The organism is Sphingopyxis macrogoltabida, assembly GCF_001314325.1.
Taxonomy (GTDB): Bacteria; Pseudomonadota; Alphaproteobacteria; order Sphingomonadales; family Sphingomonadaceae; genus Sphingopyxis; species Sphingopyxis macrogoltabida.
In genome coordinates this window covers 1,580,212-1,593,937 of the sequence record NZ_CP009429.1, presented here as the reverse complement: position 1 = coordinate 1,593,937, position 13,726 = coordinate 1,580,212, and the positions used below count along the sequence as shown (strand labels likewise).

The following is a 13,726-nucleotide window of genomic DNA, read 5'->3' as shown; positions in this document are numbered from 1 at the left end:
TCCCGCGCGGGGCGCTTGGCCCTTGCGCTGCCCCTTTCGCACCGGCATGGCCAAGGGGACATATTGGGAGAAGAAAGACATGGCAGGTCCGCTTCAGGGTATCCGTATCATCGAATTCGCCGGCATCGGCCCCGGCCCGTTCTGCGGCATGATGCTCGCCGACCATGGCGCCGAAGTGATCCGCATCGACCGCCCGGGCGGCTTCATGGATCCGCGCGATCCGCTGTCGCGCAATCGCACCTCGATCGCGCTCGACATGAAAAATCCCGACGCTGTCCAGATCGCCCGCGACCTTTGCAAAAGTGCCGATGGAATTATCGAGGGCTATCGCCCCGGGGTGATGGAGCGCCTCGGCCTCGGTCCCGATGTGTTGCTCGGCGACAATCCGAAACTCGTCTACGGCCGCATGACCGGCTGGGGTCAGTTCGGTCCCTATGCGCAGGCCGCGGGCCACGACATCAACTATATCTCGCTGTCGGGCGTCCTTCACACCGTCGGCCTCGCCGGCCAAAAGCCCGTGCCGCCGGTCAATTATGTCGGCGACTTCGGCGGCGGCGGCATGATGCTGGCGTTCGGTATGTCGAGCGCGCTGCTGCACGCCGCAAAGACCGGTCAGGGTCAGGTGATCGACTGCGCGATGACCGACGGTTCGGCGCTGCTCGCGGGGATGAGCTGGTGGTTCCACGGCGCCGGCATGATCAAGGACGAAGCCGGCGTGAACCGCCTCGACGGCGGCGCGCCCTATTACGACACCTACACCTGCAGCGACGGCAAGTTCATCTCGATCGGCTCGATCGAGCCGCAATTCTATGCCCTGCTCCGCGCCAAGACGGGCCTCGACGCCGATCCCGATTTCGATGTGCAGGACGATCAGGAAAACTGGCCTGCGAAAAAGGCAAAGGTCGCAGCGCTGTTCGCAACGAAGACCCGCGACCAATGGTGCGAGCTGATGGAAATGACCGACGTCTGCTTCGCACCGGTTCTGTCGCTCAGCGAAGCGCCGCACCATCCGCACAATGTCGAGCGCAAGACCTTCGTCGAGGTTGCAGGCGTCCCGCATCCCGCGCCCGCGCCGCGCTATTCGGCGACGGTCAACGATACGCCGCGGCAGGCACCGGCGGTCGGCGGCGACGGCGATGCAGTGCTCGCGGGGCTCGGCTATGATGCGGACAAGATCGCGGCGCTCCGCGGCGGCGGCGCGGTACGCTGACGACTCAATCGGCGCGCGCGGTCATCGCTTCCCAGAGGCCGCGCCCGCCGAAACCGGCAACCTGACGCCCCAGTCGCTGCGCCCAGTGCGCGTCGTTGCCATGCTCGCCGCGCCAGCGCATCAGCGGGATGGTCACGCGGTGCAGCTCATATTCGCGGGTAAAGCCGATCGCGCCGTGCACCTGATGCGCGACCGCAGTAACGACACCGACCGCGCGGTTGGCGCGCAGTTTGGCGGCGGCAATCTCGAAATTCGCGGCCTCGGCATCGAAGCCCACGACATCGAGCCGCTTTGCCATCGCGGCGGCGGCGGCATCGACCGCGCGCACCTCGCACGCCATCACGGCAAGCGATTGCTGTACTGCCTGAAACTTGCCGAGCGGGCGGCCGAATTGCTGGCGCGTGTTGACATGCTCGATCGACAGGCCGAGCGCCTGTCCCATCGCACCGGCCATCAGGCTGACCGTCGCAGCGGCGTGCAGCGCAGGATCGACGTCGCCCAATCCCGACAGGATCAGAGGCGCAACGGGCAAGTCAGGCACGGCAACGCCCGCGATCTGCAACACCGCATTCAGATCGCCCCAGTCGCCTCCGAACCCGCCGTCGGCCTCGGGCACCAGCAACAGGGCAAAGCCCGCCTCCTCGACGGGCGCGATACCGGCACTCGCGGCTTCAGCGAACACGGCGCTCGCCGTATCGCACAGCATGTCGCGGGCGCCGCTCATCGCAGGCCCAATCCGCGTGCGATGATCCCGCGGATCACCTCGCGCGTCCCGCCGCGGAGCGAGAAGCTCGGCGACGCGATGAGCAGCGCGCGCAGCAGCCGCGCCAGGTCGGCGTTATCATCCCACCCGCAATCGATCACCGCCTGCACCCGGCGCGGCATATCCTGTTCGAAGGCATTGCCCAATTCCTTGACCACCGACGCCTCGACCATCGGGTCTTCTCCCGCTGCGAGCTTGGCTGCGGTCGACATCGAAAGCTGGCGCAGCGTCCACATTTCGGCGGTCAGTTCGCCGATCAGGGCTGCGACCGCCGGATCGGGGTCGCTGCCTGCCGCGTCGATCAGCGCCGCCAGCAGCGCATGGCTCGACAGATAGCGCTCGGGACCCGATCGTTCGAGGCCGAGTTCGGCGGTGACCTGCTTCCACCCTTCTCCGCGCGTCCCGATCAACGCGCCATGCGGAACGAGCACATCGTCGAAGAAGATTTCGTTGAAGTCGTGATTTCCCGCCATGTCGATGATCGGGCGGATGGTGATCCCTGGGGTGTCGAGATCGACGAGCAACTGGCTCAAACCGGCGTTGCGTTCGCTGCCCTCTTCCGTGCGGACGAGCGCGAGGATGACGTGCGACAGATGCGCGCCCGTCGTCCAGATTTTCTGCCCGTTGATCCGCCAGCCCTCGGCGGTTTCGCGCGCGCTCGTCCGTACCGCGGCAAGATCGGACCCCGCGCCGGGTTCGGATAGGCCGATGCAGGCATAGAGTTCGCCCTTCGCGATTCCCGGCAGATAGCGTTGCCGCTGTTCCTCGCTGCCATAGCGCAGGATCAGCGGCCCGGTCTGCCGGTCGGCGATCCAGTGCGCCCCTACGGGCGCACCCGCTGCGAGCAATTCCTCGATCACGACATAGCGCTCGAGCGGATGCCGCTCGCCGCCCCCGTAACGCGCCGGCAGCGTCATCCCGATGTAACCGGCAGCGCCCAGAGCACGGCTGAAACCGGCGTCGAAGCTCGCCCAGCAATTGGCCCGTTCGACGATGTCACCTCGCGGCTGATGGTCGGCAAGCCACGTCCGCAAATCGGCGCGTAGTGCCGATATGTCGCCGGGCGGATCGAAAGGATAGAGCGCAAAGCCTTGCATGTCCCGCTGGCCATGCAATAGCTTTCCCGAACTGCAAAGGGATTTTGGATATGGGCGAATTTCTGAGTGTCGAACGGCGGGGCAAGATCGCGATCCTGACGATGATCAAGCCCGAGAGCATGAATGCGATCGGCACGCACGAGGATTGCCAGGACATCATCGACACGCTGCGTACCCTTGGCGACGACCGCAGCGTCAGCGCGATCATCCTCACCGGCAGCGGCAAGGCGTTCAGCGCCGGCGGCAACCTGAAAGGGATGCAGGACCGCACCGGCATCGGCGTTCTCGACCAGCCCGATTCGACGCGCAGCAACTACCGCAAGGGCGTGCAAGCGGTGATCCGCGCGCTGATGGAGTGCGAAATCCCGATGATCGCCGCGGTCAACGGCCACGCCATCGGCCTCGGCTGCGACCTCGCCTGCACCTGCGACATCCGCATCGCCGCCGAGAGCGCGAAATTCGCGTGCAGCTTCATCAAGGTCGGCATCGTCCCCGGCGACGGCGGCGCATGGCTGCTTCAGAAAGTCCTCGGCTATCCGCGTGCCGCCGAACTGTTCCTCACCGGCGACCGCTTTGACGCCGCGCAGGCAAAGGAATATGGTCTGGTGACGGATGTCGTCCCCGACGAGGAGTTGCTGGACCGCGCCATCGCCATCGCCGAACGCATCGTGTGCAACCCGCCGCGCGCGCTCCGGCTCACCAAGCGATTGCTCCGCGAAGCGCAGCACAGCCGGATGAGCGACATCCTCGAGATCAGCGCCGCCTATCAGGCGATCGTGCACGAAACCGCCGACAATCGCGAGGCGATCAACGCCTTTGTCGAAAAGCGGCCGCCGGTATTTACGGGAGAATGACCATGCTTGCCGAACGCGTCCTGCCGCTTTCGGGTATCCACAATTTCCGCGACTATGGCGGCTATGCGGTCGAGGGCGGCGGAAGGCTGCGGGGCGGCATATTGTGGCGCTCGGCGCATCATGTCGAAGCGACGCCTGAGGATCTTGCGGCGGTCGACGCGCTGGGGCTGGAGACGATCGTCGACCTGCGCGGCGACGATGAGCGCGAGGTCCACCCGTGCCGGCGCAGCGAGAATTTCTCCGCCCGCGTGCTGTTCGCGGGCGGGCAGACCGCGGGCCTCGCGCCGCACCTGCAGGCGGCAGGCGGCGCGATCGACAACGAGACGGCGCGGGCCCGCATGATCGATACCTATGCCGGCATGCCCTATCGCCCGGCCCTCGTCGCGACGCTGCGGCTCTATCTCGCGGCGCTTTCGGAATATGATGCCCCCAGCCTCGTCCACTGCGTCGCGGGCAAGGACCGCACCGGGCTGGCCGTCGCCGTCGTTCACCGGCTGCTCGGCGTCCATGAGGACGATCTGATGCAGGACTATCTGCTCACCAACAGCGCCGGAAAGATCGACGAGCGGATCGCGCAGGGCGCATCGCAAATCCGGGCGCGCTACGGCGGCGAGATCCATGACGATGCGATCCGCACGCTGATGTCGGTCAATCCCGCCTTCCTCGACGCGGCGCTGGCGACGATCCGCCGCGACCATGGCGATGTTGCAACCTATGCCGAGGCGGTGCTCAACCTGACCCCCGAAATGCACGAGGCGATGGTCGACAAGCTGGTGATCTACTGAAAGCGCGGGCGCCTAGCCGCCCTTCACCAGCACCCCGCCCTTGACCACCGCATCGACGCTTTCGAGCTCGCGCACGTTAGCCAGCGGGTCGCCGTCGACCGCGACGATATCAGCATAGCGGCCGACCGCGATCGCACCCACGTCGCTCTCGCGCCCGAGTGCCTGCGCCGCGTTGCGCGTCGCGGCCTGGATCGCTTCCAGCGGGGTCATCCCGTACTCGGTCATGACGCGGAACTGCTTGCCGACCTCGCCGTGCGGCATCACCCCGGCGTCGGAGCCGAACACCATCCGCACCCCCGCGCGGTGCGCCTTGCGGAAATTGTCGCGCTGGATCTGCGCAATCTCACGGTCCTTGCGGAGGTTATCCTCGAGCACGCCGTTCTTCGCGCCCTCGGCCTGCGTATATTCGGTGTTGTAGATATCCATCGAGAACCACACCGGCTGCTTGCGCGCGAGCGCCATGCGGATGCCTTCGTCATCGACCAGGCTGACGTGCTCGATCGTGTCGATTCCGGCGGCAATCGCGGCACGAATGCCCGCCGCGCCATGCGCGTGCGCCGCGACGCGCAGCCCCCACTGATGCGCTTCGTCGGCGATGGCGGCGAGTTCCTTTTCGGACACCTGCAACTGGCCGGGCTCGGTGTTGCGCGAGAAGACGCCGCCGGTCGCGCAGACCTTGATCACCTCGGCGCCAAATTTACGCTGGCGACGCACCTGATAGCGCAGTTCGTCAGGCGTATCGCCGATCCCCTCTTCCTTGCCGTCCTTCTTTTCAAGGCTGGGCGGCAGAAAGGTGCTGTCACAATGCCCGCCGGTCGCGCCGAGCGCATAGCCTGCGGGAACGATGCGCGGCCCCGTCGCATAGCCGGCGTCGATCGCCTGCTTGAGCCCGATGTCGTTGCGATTGTCCGACCCGACGTTGCGCACGGTGGTAAAGCCCGCGCCGAGCATGTCGTTCGCATTCTTGACCGCGGTCATGCCCCAGAAGCTGTCGGTGAATTCGAGCCCGCGATAGCCGCCGATGTCGGCGGGGCCGTCGAGGTGAACGTGCATATCGATGAGTCCGGGAAGCAGCGTGCGGTTGCCAAGGTCGACATGTTTGACGTTCGCGCCCCAACGCACCGTCCGCGCGTCAGCGATGCCGGTAATGCGGCCGTCTGCGCCGACGAAGATGGCGGGATAGTCGACCGTCTTGCCGGTCAGCACGTCGATATAGTGCGCGGCGGTGATGACCGTCTGGCCCTCGGCCTCCTGCGCCCCGGCAGGTGCCGCCGACAGGACGAAAAGCGCGACGCCGCCAAAAGCGATTCGCCGCAGAAAACTGCCGAACTTCACACGCGATTGCATATTTGCCCCCAACCCGTTTTCGTTATCCGGGAAACTGGATGGCAAAACAGGACTGAATAGGACAGCCCAAAAATCGGGTCAGACGATCTTTCGTCCGAAACCGCCGGGGCGCGGCGTGACCGGCGCGGGATCGGCCGGCAACGGTTCGACGACCGGCAGCACCCCGCCCGACGCTTCGCGCCCGCGCATATAGTTGGCGAAGGCGGCGTCGGCGTCGAACTCGATCGTTTCGGACGACGACACCTCACCGGGCTTCAAATTGCCGGCACCGGGCACGCGATTGAGGCCCGACCCCGCGCGGATCAGCTTGACGATCAACGGCAGGGCGAACAGGATGCCGACGATCGACAGGCCGATCACCGTCGGGCCGAGGCCGATCCACGCGACGCCTTCGGCCGTGCCGCCGCCAACGCCGATGAAGTGACGCAGCATATATCCGATATAGACGAGCGGTAGCAGGCCGCCGATCACCCCGACAATTTTCCCAAGCGACATAATCTTGCCCCCGTTTCCCACGGGCGAATATTAGCAGCGAGAGCTTACAAATCCCTTAGTGGCGGCGACGCATTACGCGCACCGGCCCACCACGCCCCCAGCAACGCAAAGGCCGCACCGAGCAGCGTCCCGCCGACGATGTCGCTCGCCCAATGGACGCCGAGCGTCATGCGCGAAAAGCCGTTGAGGACGATCATCGTCCCGGCAAGCGCCCACGCCAGCGGCCGCCAGCGCGGCGGCGTCAGCCAGGCGAGGAGCAGGTAGACCACCGCCGCATTCGTCGCATGGCCGCTGGGATAGGAGGCGCTCGACACATGGTCGAGATGGTCGATGAGGTCGGGCCGGGCGCGGCCGAAAGCGATCTTCAGCAGGCTCGACGCGAGGTTCGACAGCAGCGACGCCCCGGCGAGCGCAGTCGCACAGCGTGGTCCGCACCAGCGCCAGACGAGCCCGCAGAGCAGGATCACGATGATCCAGCGCGGCGTTCCGCCGCCGATGAAGCTGATCCATTGCATAGCGGTGATCAGCCAAGGCGGCGACGTGTCCGCGGAGAGCGCCAGTGCTCCCCCGACGCGGCGGTCGAGGCCGTCTGCAAAGCCTGCCATCACGACGCCGCTGAGCAGGGCGAAGAGCAGCAGGATGATCAACAGCGCGCGGGCAGGAAAAGGCGAAGCAGGCCGGTCCGATAGAAACGTCATGCCAAGCCTTCTGGCAAAGCTTCGTCGCCGCCGCAATCAGTCGCGATAGGCGGTGCGCGCCGCCGACTGGCGCCACGCCTCCAGATGCGCAGCAAAACGGCGCAATTGTTCGGTGCCGCCGTCGAAATCATTGTCGACCAGTCGCAGTTCGCCTGCCGCGCCTTGTGTGCGATAGCGGAGGTAGAGACCGTGGCGCAGCCGGGCACCCAGCCGGGCCGCGCGGTCGCCCTCGCCCGGCAGACGGTCGGCGCGGTCGAACAGCGCCTCCGCGACGCCCGCAATCGGCAGAACCGGAGGCACGGAGGTGTAGCTTCGGTGGAAGTGAAGTTGCCCGTCGACGATCCTCACCGCGACCTGTCGTGCTATCGCCCGCATGCCATGGCGTCCGGCATAAAAAAGGCAGACGCAGCCGGCGACGACAAGGAAGGGCATCTTGACCGGCGCCAGCGGATCGCGGTGCGGCGCCGGGACGGGCAGATCGAGATCGGGCAAGTGCACCCGTTGCGGCGGCGCATCCGCCTCACGATGGAGCAGCACCGCGAAGAAGAAAGCCAGCGCAGCGAATCCCGCGAAGAACAATGTCTTGAAGACATTGCCCCAGCGCGAGAAGTGCAGGATCGACGGGTTCACTGACTAAGCCCCACTAATCGTCATCCCGGCGAAGGCCGGGATCTCGACGGCAAATTTTGAACAACGGTTGAGATCCCGGCCTTCGCCGGGATGACTAAAAGAGGGGACCTAACTCAACGGCGTCCGATCAGATATGCAGCGGCCGCCCAAATGCGGCGAGCACGCCCTCGTGCATCGTTTCGCTGAGCGTCGGATGCGGGAAGACGGTGCCGATGAAATCATCCTCGACCAGTTCGGCGGTCTTGCCGATCGTATAACCCTGGATCAGCTCGGTGACCTCAGCGCCGATCATGTGCGCGCCCAGCAGTTCGCCGGTCTTGGCGTCGAACACGGTCTTGGTGAAACCCTCGGCCTCGCCGAGCGCAATCGCCTTGCCGTTGCCGATAAAGGGGAAGGTCCCGGCCTTGACCTCATAGCCCAGCTCCTTCGCCTTCGCCTCGGTCAGGCCGACGCTGGCGATCTGCGGGCGGCAATAGGTACAGCCCGGAATGTTGCGGACGTCCATCGCATGCGGATGATTGCCCGCGATCGCCTCGACCGCGATGATCGATTCGTGCATCGCCTTATGCGCGAGCCACGGCGGCGCGGTGACATCGCCGATCGCCCACAGGCCGGGGACATTGGTGCGGCACATCGCGTCGGTGTCGATATGGCCCTTGGTCGTTTTCACGCCCAATGCTTCGAGCCCGATATCCTCGGTGTTCGGGACGATACCAATGGCAACGATCGCATGGCTGAATTCGGCGCTTTCGACCTTGTCGTCCTTGCCCTTGATCTTCGCGCTGACGCCGTTCGCAGTCGCCTTCAGTTCCTCGACCCCGGCGCCCGTGTGGATCGTCATGCCTTGCTTCTTCAGCGCCTTTTCGAGGAAGGACGACACATCGGCATCCTCGACCGGCACGAGCCGATCGAGCATTTCGACGACCGTAACCTCGGCGCCCATATCCTTGTAGAAGCTCGCAAATTCGATCCCGATCGCACCCGATCCGATGACGAGCAGCTTCTTGGGCATTTCGGGGGGGACGAGCGCGTGGCGATAGGTCCAGATGCGCTTGCCGTCGGCGGGAGCGAACGGCAGGTCGCGCGCCCGCGCGCCGGTCGCAACGATGATGTTCTTCGCGGTCAGCGTCTCGCTGCCCTTCTCGCCCGTCACTTCGAGCGTGCCCGGTGCGGTGAGCTTGCCGGTGCCCATATGAACAGTGATCTTGTGCTTCTTCATCAGGTGCGTGACGCCCTGATTGAGCTGCTTTGCGACGCCGCGCGACCGTTTCACGACCGCGTCGATATCGGCGCTGATCTCCGCCGCCTTCAGCCCGTAATCGCCGGCATGCTGCATATAATGATAGATTTCGGCCGAGCGCAGTAGCGCCTTGGTCGGAATGCAGCCCCAGTTGAGGCAGATGCCGCCGAGCAGCTCGCGCTCGACGATCGCGGTCTTCAGCCCCAATTGCGCGGCGCGGATCGCAGCGACATAGCCGCCGGGGCCCGAACCGAGAACGATGAGGTCGTAACTATTGGCCATTCGGGCATCCCTTTTTGCCTGATCCTGAAAGCTGGACATCCTTTAGACCGGCGAGCAGCAGGGACGCCACCGCAAATCGGAGAGCCGGGCCGACCGCTACGGCAAGCTCTTGTTTCAGGCCGGTTAAGGATGGCTTCACGCGTTTCGCTTAGGGCTGCGTTCAGGACCATGCAACCGATCCATAGCTATTCCCCCGCGCGCCGCTCCGCCGCCAATGCGCCCGCCGTCGTCGACAAGGCGATGGACGCGCAATTTCGTGCGCAGGCCGGACAGATGGGCCTCGACCCCGACGACCGTTGGGTCGGCGGCTATGTCGGCGTCGAATGGCAGGGCGTCCGCCATCTGATCGAAGCCTATGCGGGTAACGTCGACGGCGCCGCGCTGCTCGAGTTCGGGTGCAATTATGCGGCCAGTTCGATTGTCGCCGCGACGCTCGGCGCGAGCGTCACCGCCATCGATGTCGACCCCGGCGCCATCGCGCTCGCGCGGCTGAACTGCGCACGCTATGGCGTTGCCGACCGCGTCGACCTCCGGCATCTGCCGGACACGCGTCGCCTTCCCTTTGCCGACGCCAGCTTCGACATCATCCTGTGCATCAGCGTGCTCGAATATGTCGCACCCGATCATCTGCCGGCGGTGCTGGCCGAGATCGACCGGGTGCTGAAACCCGGCGGCCTTATCATCGTGTCGGGCACCGCCAGCCGGCTGGCCCCGCGCGAGGTGCATTCGGGGCGCTGGCTGGTCAATTACTGGCCGCGCGCCATCGACCGCTGGCTGCTACGCCGCGAACCGATGCAGCGCGGGGTCAACCCGCTACCGATCCTCCGCGCGTTCCGCCGCTATACGAACGTCGATCTGGAAGACCGCGGGCAAAGCTGGTGCCGCGCCCGCACCGCGATGGGGCAGTCGTCCGCGAAGCTGCGCCTCGCCCGCGCCCTCGCCAGCCTGACCCGCCCGTTCGGCCTGTCGATCGGCATGGCGGGATCGAGCTTCAGCGCGACGTGGCGCAAGCCCGCTTAAGCGACCAGCCCCAGCGGGCTTTCCACCAGTTCCTTGAAAGTCTTCATCAGCAGCGCGCCGTCGGCGCCGTCGATGGCGCGGTGGTCGAAGCTGCCCGTCGCGGTCATGACGGTCGCGACCGACAGGGCGTCGTCGACGATGTAAGGACGCTTCTCGCCCGCGCCGATCGCCATGATCATCGCCTGCGGCGGGTTGATCACCGCGGTGAACTGCTTGATCCCCATCATCCCCATGTTCGAGATGCTGGCGGTGCCGCCCTGATATTCATTGGGCTGCAGCTTGCCTTCCTTCGCCTTCGCCGCGAGTTCGGACATTTCGGTCGAAATCTTCGACATCGACTTGCCGCCCGCGTCGACAATGATCGGGGTGATCAGGCCGCCGGGGATGCTGACCGCGACCGAGATGTCGGCGCGGCTGTATTTGCGCATCACGTCGCCGCCGAAGCTGACATTGCACGCCGGGACGCGTTCGAGCGCGACAGCGAGCGCCTTGATCAGCATGTCGTTGACGCTGAGCTTGACGCCGCGACTTTCGAGGCTGGCGTTGAGCTCGCCGCGCAGCTTGAGCAGCGCGTCGAGGCGGATGTCGACGGTCAGGTAGATGTGCGGCGATTGCTGCATCGATTCGGTCAGGCGGCGCGCGATCGTCTTGCGCATGCCGCTGAGCTTTTCGTCCTCGTGCGGGATGCCGAAGTCGGGAATCGGGCCGGCGGCAGCAGGTGCTGCGGCCGCTGCCGTAGCAGCAGGAGCCGGCGCGGCGGCGGGTGCAGCGGCACCTGCAGGAGCGCCCGCAAGGTCGGCCTTGACGATGCGGCCGCCCGGACCCGTACCTGTCAGCGCCTTGAGGTCGATCCCCTGCTCGGCGGCAAGGCGCTTCGCAAGCGGGCTCGCCTTGATGCGGTCACCCGATGATGCAGGGGCCCCAGCAGCCGGCGCAGGTGCCGGACTCGGCGCGGGCGCGGCGGCAGGTGCAGGCGCGGCCGCCGGTGCGGGCGCTTCGGCTTTGGGTTCTGCCGCAGGCGCAGGAGCAGGCGCCGGTGCGGCCTTCGCGCTGCCCGCCTCTTCACCCTCGCCCGCGATGACTGCGATCACGGTGCCGACCTTCACATTGTCGGCGCCCTCGGCGACGAGAATCTGGCTGATCACGCCTTCGTCGACCGCCTCGAACTCCATCGTCGCCTTGTCGGTTTCGATCTCGGCGAGCAGGTCGCCCGATTTGACCTCATCCCCTTCCTTCACCAGCCATTTGGCAAGGGTCCCTTCCTCCATCGTCGGCGAAAGGGCGGGCATTTTGAGTTCGATCGGCATCGTCGCTTTTGTCCTCGATCTTCAGGCGTGAGTCTTGCAGGGCATGCCTGCCGCTACGGATTGTTCCTCGCCATAAGCATTGCGCCGGTCAAGGTCCAGCGGACGAACTTGCCTTTCATACGAATGTGAAGCAATCTCGCGCCACAAAAGCATAACGAGGGGTCGGGGCGATGCGGACGTATCTGGTGGTGATCGACGACAGCCCCGAAGCGACGCTGGCGCTGCGCTTTGCGGCCCGGCGCGCGGCGCGGACGGGCGGCGGCGTGATGGTGCTCGCCATCGTCGCCCCGCAGGACTTCGTGGCGTTCGGCGGCGTCCAGGCGACGATCGAGGCCGAAGCGCGCGAGCACGCAGAAGAACTGGTCGCGGCCGCCGCCGACGCGGTAGTGCAGGAAGCGAATGTCACGCCGCAGATCATGGTCAAATCGGGCAAGCCCGCCGAGGTGGTGCGCGAGGTGATCGGCGCCAATGACGAGATTGCGGCGCTGGTTCTGGCGACGGCGGCGTCGGGCGCGCCGGGCCCGCTGGTCGCGCATTTCACCGGACAGGATGCGGGCACGCTCCCCTGTCCGGTGATGCTGGTGCCGGGCGGCATCGACATCAGCCGCCTCGACGCGCTGAGCTAGACGGTAACGGCGCGGGGCAGCGCGACGGCCTTGCCCTCGAGGATCGCGAACCCCAGCACGCCAATCGCCTGCGCGACGACGAACGCGATACCGATCCCGGTCATCTGAGCGGCAAAGGCGGCAACAACCGAGAGACTGGCGGCAACCCAGCCGAGATTTCCGATCACGATCAGCTTGACCAGCGCCGGGCTCGGCACCTTCTGAAGGACGGCCACGATCATCGCGATCGCGGCCGCGAGACAAATCCAGCCGCCGATCGCAACGATGTTCGCGGGCAGGCCGAACAAGGCCCCGACCGGAACGGCGGCGAGAAGGCCGATGGCGAAAACGCCCGTGCAGGTGGCGGCATCGGCAACAAGGATGGTCTTGAGATTGGGGATCGACATGATGATTCTCCTTTCGACCCCGACCAATTGGACCGCAAACTGAATGACGTCGATTACGCGCGAGGTAATGGAAAGCCGGAAGGCCGAGGTATAGCTTTGCCGGCAAAGGAGACGATGATGCAGGTTGCACCGCTGGGCGAACAGCTTCGCGAATGGCGCACGCGCCGCCGGATGAGCCAGATGGACCTCGCGCTCGATACCGAAATCTCGACGCGGCACCTGAGCTTCATCGAAACCGGGCGGTCGAAACCGAGCGCCCAGATGCTCGGGCGGATCGCCGACTGCCTCGAAGTACCGCACCGGGCGCGCAATGCACTGTTGCTCGCAGCGGGCTATGCGCCCGACTTTCAGGAACGCCCGCTCGACAGCGCCGAAATGGCGGGGATGCGGGCGATCGTCGAGCATGTGCTGAAAGGGCACGAGCCCTATCCGGCGCTTGCGGTCGACCGGCACTGGAATATGGTCGCTGCGAACGCCGCGGTCGGGGTCCTGATCGGGCAGGTTTCGCCTGCTCTCTTGGCGCCGCCGGTCAATGTGCTGCGCCTCGCGCTGCACCCGGACGGGCTGGCGCCGCAGATCGCCAATTATGCGATGTGGCGCGCCCATATCCTGCACCGGCTCGACCTCCAGATCGAAGCGAGTGCCGATCCGGCGCTGGCGTCGCTGCGCGACGAGATTGCGGGCTATGCGGTCGAGGCCAACGACAATGCCGCCGGACCGGTGAGCAGCATCGCGGTGCCGCTGGTGCTGGAAACCCCCGCCGGACGCATCTCGTTCGTCTCGACGGTGACGATCTTCGGTACGCCGGTCGACATCACCCTGTCGGAACTGGCGATCGAAGCCTTCTTTCCGGCCGACGCGGAGAGTGCGGCGTTGTTGCAGAAGCTGGCGGGCAAGTAGATTGTCGTCGCCCCCGCGCAGGCGGGGGCCGCTGGAGGCCTTGTCCCGCATCGCTGCGTAAACCGACGGCGGCCCCCGCCTGCGCG

At 65.9% G+C, this 13,726-nt stretch carries 15 protein-coding genes; 6 read left to right on the top strand and 9 right to left on the bottom strand.

Features of this window, described 5'->3' with window-relative positions; all coding sequences use genetic code 11:
- Nucleotides 1-79: 79 nt before the first annotated feature.
- Complete coding sequence (locus LH19_RS07935; RefSeq protein WP_054733195.1) at nucleotides 80-1,210, top strand: CaiB/BaiF CoA transferase family protein; 1,131 nt, start codon at nucleotides 80-82, stop codon at nucleotides 1,208-1,210.
- 4 nt (nucleotides 1,211-1,214) lie between these two features.
- Here the strand turns inward: LH19_RS07935 and LH19_RS07930 are convergent, their stop codons facing one another.
- Both LH19_RS07930 and LH19_RS07925 read right to left on the bottom strand, forming a co-directional pair.
- The gene (locus LH19_RS07930) at nucleotides 1,215-1,934 is read right to left on the bottom strand and encodes an acyl-CoA dehydrogenase family protein (protein WP_054726821.1); all 720 of its coding nucleotides are present in this window, start codon (nucleotides 1,932-1,934) and stop codon (nucleotides 1,215-1,217) included.
- Entirely contained in the window at nucleotides 1,931-3,070 is a 1,140-nt protein-coding gene (locus LH19_RS07925; protein WP_054726819.1) for an acyl-CoA dehydrogenase family protein, read from the bottom strand. The genes LH19_RS07930 and LH19_RS07925 overlap by 4 nt, the downstream gene beginning before the upstream one ends.
- 50 nt (nucleotides 3,071-3,120) lie before the next feature.
- Here LH19_RS07925 and LH19_RS07920 point away from each other — a divergent pair, with 50 nt between their 5' ends.
- Both LH19_RS07920 and LH19_RS07915 read left to right on the top strand, forming a co-directional pair.
- Entirely contained in the window at nucleotides 3,121-3,924 is an 804-nt protein-coding gene (locus tag LH19_RS07920; RefSeq protein ID WP_054726817.1) for a crotonase/enoyl-CoA hydratase family protein, read from the top strand.
- A gap of 2 nt (nucleotides 3,925-3,926) precedes the next feature.
- Nucleotides 3,927-4,709 carry a tyrosine-protein phosphatase gene (locus tag LH19_RS07915; protein WP_054587672.1) on the top strand — a complete coding sequence of 261 codons (783 nt, stop codon included), beginning with the start codon at nucleotides 3,927-3,929 and terminating at the stop codon, nucleotides 4,707-4,709.
- 12 nt (nucleotides 4,710-4,721) lie between these two features.
- Here the strand turns inward: LH19_RS07915 and LH19_RS07910 are convergent, their stop codons facing one another.
- From LH19_RS07910 to lpdA, 5 genes are all read right to left on the bottom strand, one after another.
- The gene (locus LH19_RS07910; RefSeq protein ID WP_054726814.1) at nucleotides 4,722-6,056 is read right to left on the bottom strand and encodes a Xaa-Pro dipeptidase; all 1,335 of its coding nucleotides are present in this window, start codon (nucleotides 6,054-6,056) and stop codon (nucleotides 4,722-4,724) included.
- A 78-nt stretch (nucleotides 6,057-6,134) separates the two neighbouring features.
- On the bottom strand, nucleotides 6,135-6,551 hold the full coding sequence (locus LH19_RS07905) for a hypothetical protein (RefSeq protein ID WP_054726813.1): 417 nt from the start codon (nucleotides 6,549-6,551) through the stop codon (nucleotides 6,135-6,137).
- Between the two features lie 44 nt (nucleotides 6,552-6,595).
- The gene (locus tag LH19_RS07900) at nucleotides 6,596-7,249 is read right to left on the bottom strand and encodes a phosphatase PAP2 family protein (protein WP_054726805.1); all 654 of its coding nucleotides are present in this window, start codon (nucleotides 7,247-7,249) and stop codon (nucleotides 6,596-6,598) included.
- Between the two features lie 36 nt (nucleotides 7,250-7,285).
- Nucleotides 7,286-7,879 carry a hypothetical protein gene (locus LH19_RS07895; RefSeq protein WP_054726801.1) on the bottom strand — a complete coding sequence of 198 codons (594 nt, stop codon included), beginning with the start codon at nucleotides 7,877-7,879 and terminating at the stop codon, nucleotides 7,286-7,288.
- Nucleotides 7,880-8,006: 127 nt separating this feature from the next.
- Nucleotides 8,007-9,401 carry a dihydrolipoyl dehydrogenase gene (lpdA, locus tag LH19_RS07890; RefSeq protein WP_054726798.1) on the bottom strand — a complete coding sequence of 465 codons (1,395 nt, stop codon included), beginning with the start codon at nucleotides 9,399-9,401 and terminating at the stop codon, nucleotides 8,007-8,009.
- Nucleotides 9,402-9,569: 168 nt separating this feature from the next.
- Between lpdA and LH19_RS07885 the strand changes: the two genes are divergently transcribed.
- On the top strand, nucleotides 9,570-10,421 hold the full coding sequence (locus tag LH19_RS07885) for a class I SAM-dependent methyltransferase (RefSeq protein WP_054726795.1): 852 nt from the start codon (nucleotides 9,570-9,572) through the stop codon (nucleotides 10,419-10,421).
- On the opposite strand, the gene LH19_RS07880 is transcribed toward LH19_RS07885, so the two are convergent.
- Nucleotides 10,418-11,728, bottom strand: coding sequence for a pyruvate dehydrogenase complex dihydrolipoamide acetyltransferase (locus tag LH19_RS07880; protein ID WP_054726794.1), 1,311 nt, complete (start codon nucleotides 11,726-11,728; stop codon nucleotides 10,418-10,420). The genes LH19_RS07885 and LH19_RS07880 overlap by 4 nt on opposite strands.
- 170 nt (nucleotides 11,729-11,898) lie before the next feature.
- Here LH19_RS07880 and LH19_RS07875 point away from each other — a divergent pair, with 170 nt between their 5' ends.
- Entirely contained in the window at nucleotides 11,899-12,354 is a 456-nt protein-coding gene (locus LH19_RS07875) for a universal stress protein (protein WP_054726792.1), read from the top strand.
- On the opposite strand, the gene LH19_RS07870 is transcribed toward LH19_RS07875, so the two are convergent.
- Nucleotides 12,351-12,740, bottom strand: a complete 390-nt coding sequence (locus LH19_RS07870; protein ID WP_054726790.1) for a hypothetical protein — start codon at nucleotides 12,738-12,740, stop codon at nucleotides 12,351-12,353. The genes LH19_RS07875 and LH19_RS07870 overlap by 4 nt on opposite strands.
- A gap of 114 nt (nucleotides 12,741-12,854) precedes the next feature.
- Here LH19_RS07870 and LH19_RS07865 point away from each other — a divergent pair, with 114 nt between their 5' ends.
- Nucleotides 12,855-13,640, top strand: coding sequence for a helix-turn-helix domain-containing protein (locus tag LH19_RS07865; protein WP_234716111.1), 786 nt, complete (start codon nucleotides 12,855-12,857; stop codon nucleotides 13,638-13,640).
- The last annotated feature ends 86 nt before the right edge of the window (nucleotides 13,641-13,726 follow it).

What these genes read in the sequence shown, in the direction of transcription:
- LH19_RS07935 (WP_054733195.1), top strand. Translation starts at nt 80, where the DNA reads ATGGCAGGTCCGCTTCAGGGTATCCGTATCATCGAATTCGCCGGCATC.
- LH19_RS07930 (WP_054726821.1), bottom strand. Translation starts at nt 1,934, where the DNA reads ATGAGCGGCGCCCGCGACATGCTGTGCGATACGGCGAGCGCCGTGTTC.
- LH19_RS07925 (WP_054726819.1), bottom strand. Translation starts at nt 3,070, where the DNA reads ATGCAAGGCTTTGCGCTCTATCCTTTCGATCCGCCCGGCGACATATCG.
- LH19_RS07920 (WP_054726817.1), top strand. Translation starts at nt 3,121, where the DNA reads ATGGGCGAATTTCTGAGTGTCGAACGGCGGGGCAAGATCGCGATCCTG.
- LH19_RS07915 (WP_054587672.1), top strand. Translation starts at nt 3,927, where the DNA reads ATGCTTGCCGAACGCGTCCTGCCGCTTTCGGGTATCCACAATTTCCGC.
- LH19_RS07910 (WP_054726814.1), bottom strand. Translation starts at nt 6,056, where the DNA reads ATGCAATCGCGTGTGAAGTTCGGCAGTTTTCTGCGGCGAATCGCTTTT.
- LH19_RS07905 (WP_054726813.1), bottom strand. Translation starts at nt 6,551, where the DNA reads ATGTCGCTTGGGAAAATTGTCGGGGTGATCGGCGGCCTGCTACCGCTC.
- LH19_RS07900 (WP_054726805.1), bottom strand. Translation starts at nt 7,249, where the DNA reads ATGACGTTTCTATCGGACCGGCCTGCTTCGCCTTTTCCTGCCCGCGCG.
- lpdA (WP_054726798.1), bottom strand. Translation starts at nt 9,401, where the DNA reads ATGGCCAATAGTTACGACCTCATCGTTCTCGGTTCGGGCCCCGGCGGC.
- LH19_RS07885 (WP_054726795.1), top strand. Translation starts at nt 9,570, where the DNA reads ATGCAACCGATCCATAGCTATTCCCCCGCGCGCCGCTCCGCCGCCAAT.
- LH19_RS07880 (WP_054726794.1), bottom strand. Translation starts at nt 11,728, where the DNA reads ATGCCGATCGAACTCAAAATGCCCGCCCTTTCGCCGACGATGGAGGAA.
- LH19_RS07875 (WP_054726792.1), top strand. Translation starts at nt 11,899, where the DNA reads ATGCGGACGTATCTGGTGGTGATCGACGACAGCCCCGAAGCGACGCTG.
- LH19_RS07870 (WP_054726790.1), bottom strand. Translation starts at nt 12,740, where the DNA reads ATGTCGATCCCCAATCTCAAGACCATCCTTGTTGCCGATGCCGCCACC.
- LH19_RS07865 (WP_234716111.1), top strand. Translation starts at nt 12,855, where the DNA reads ATGATGCAGGTTGCACCGCTGGGCGAACAGCTTCGCGAATGGCGCACG.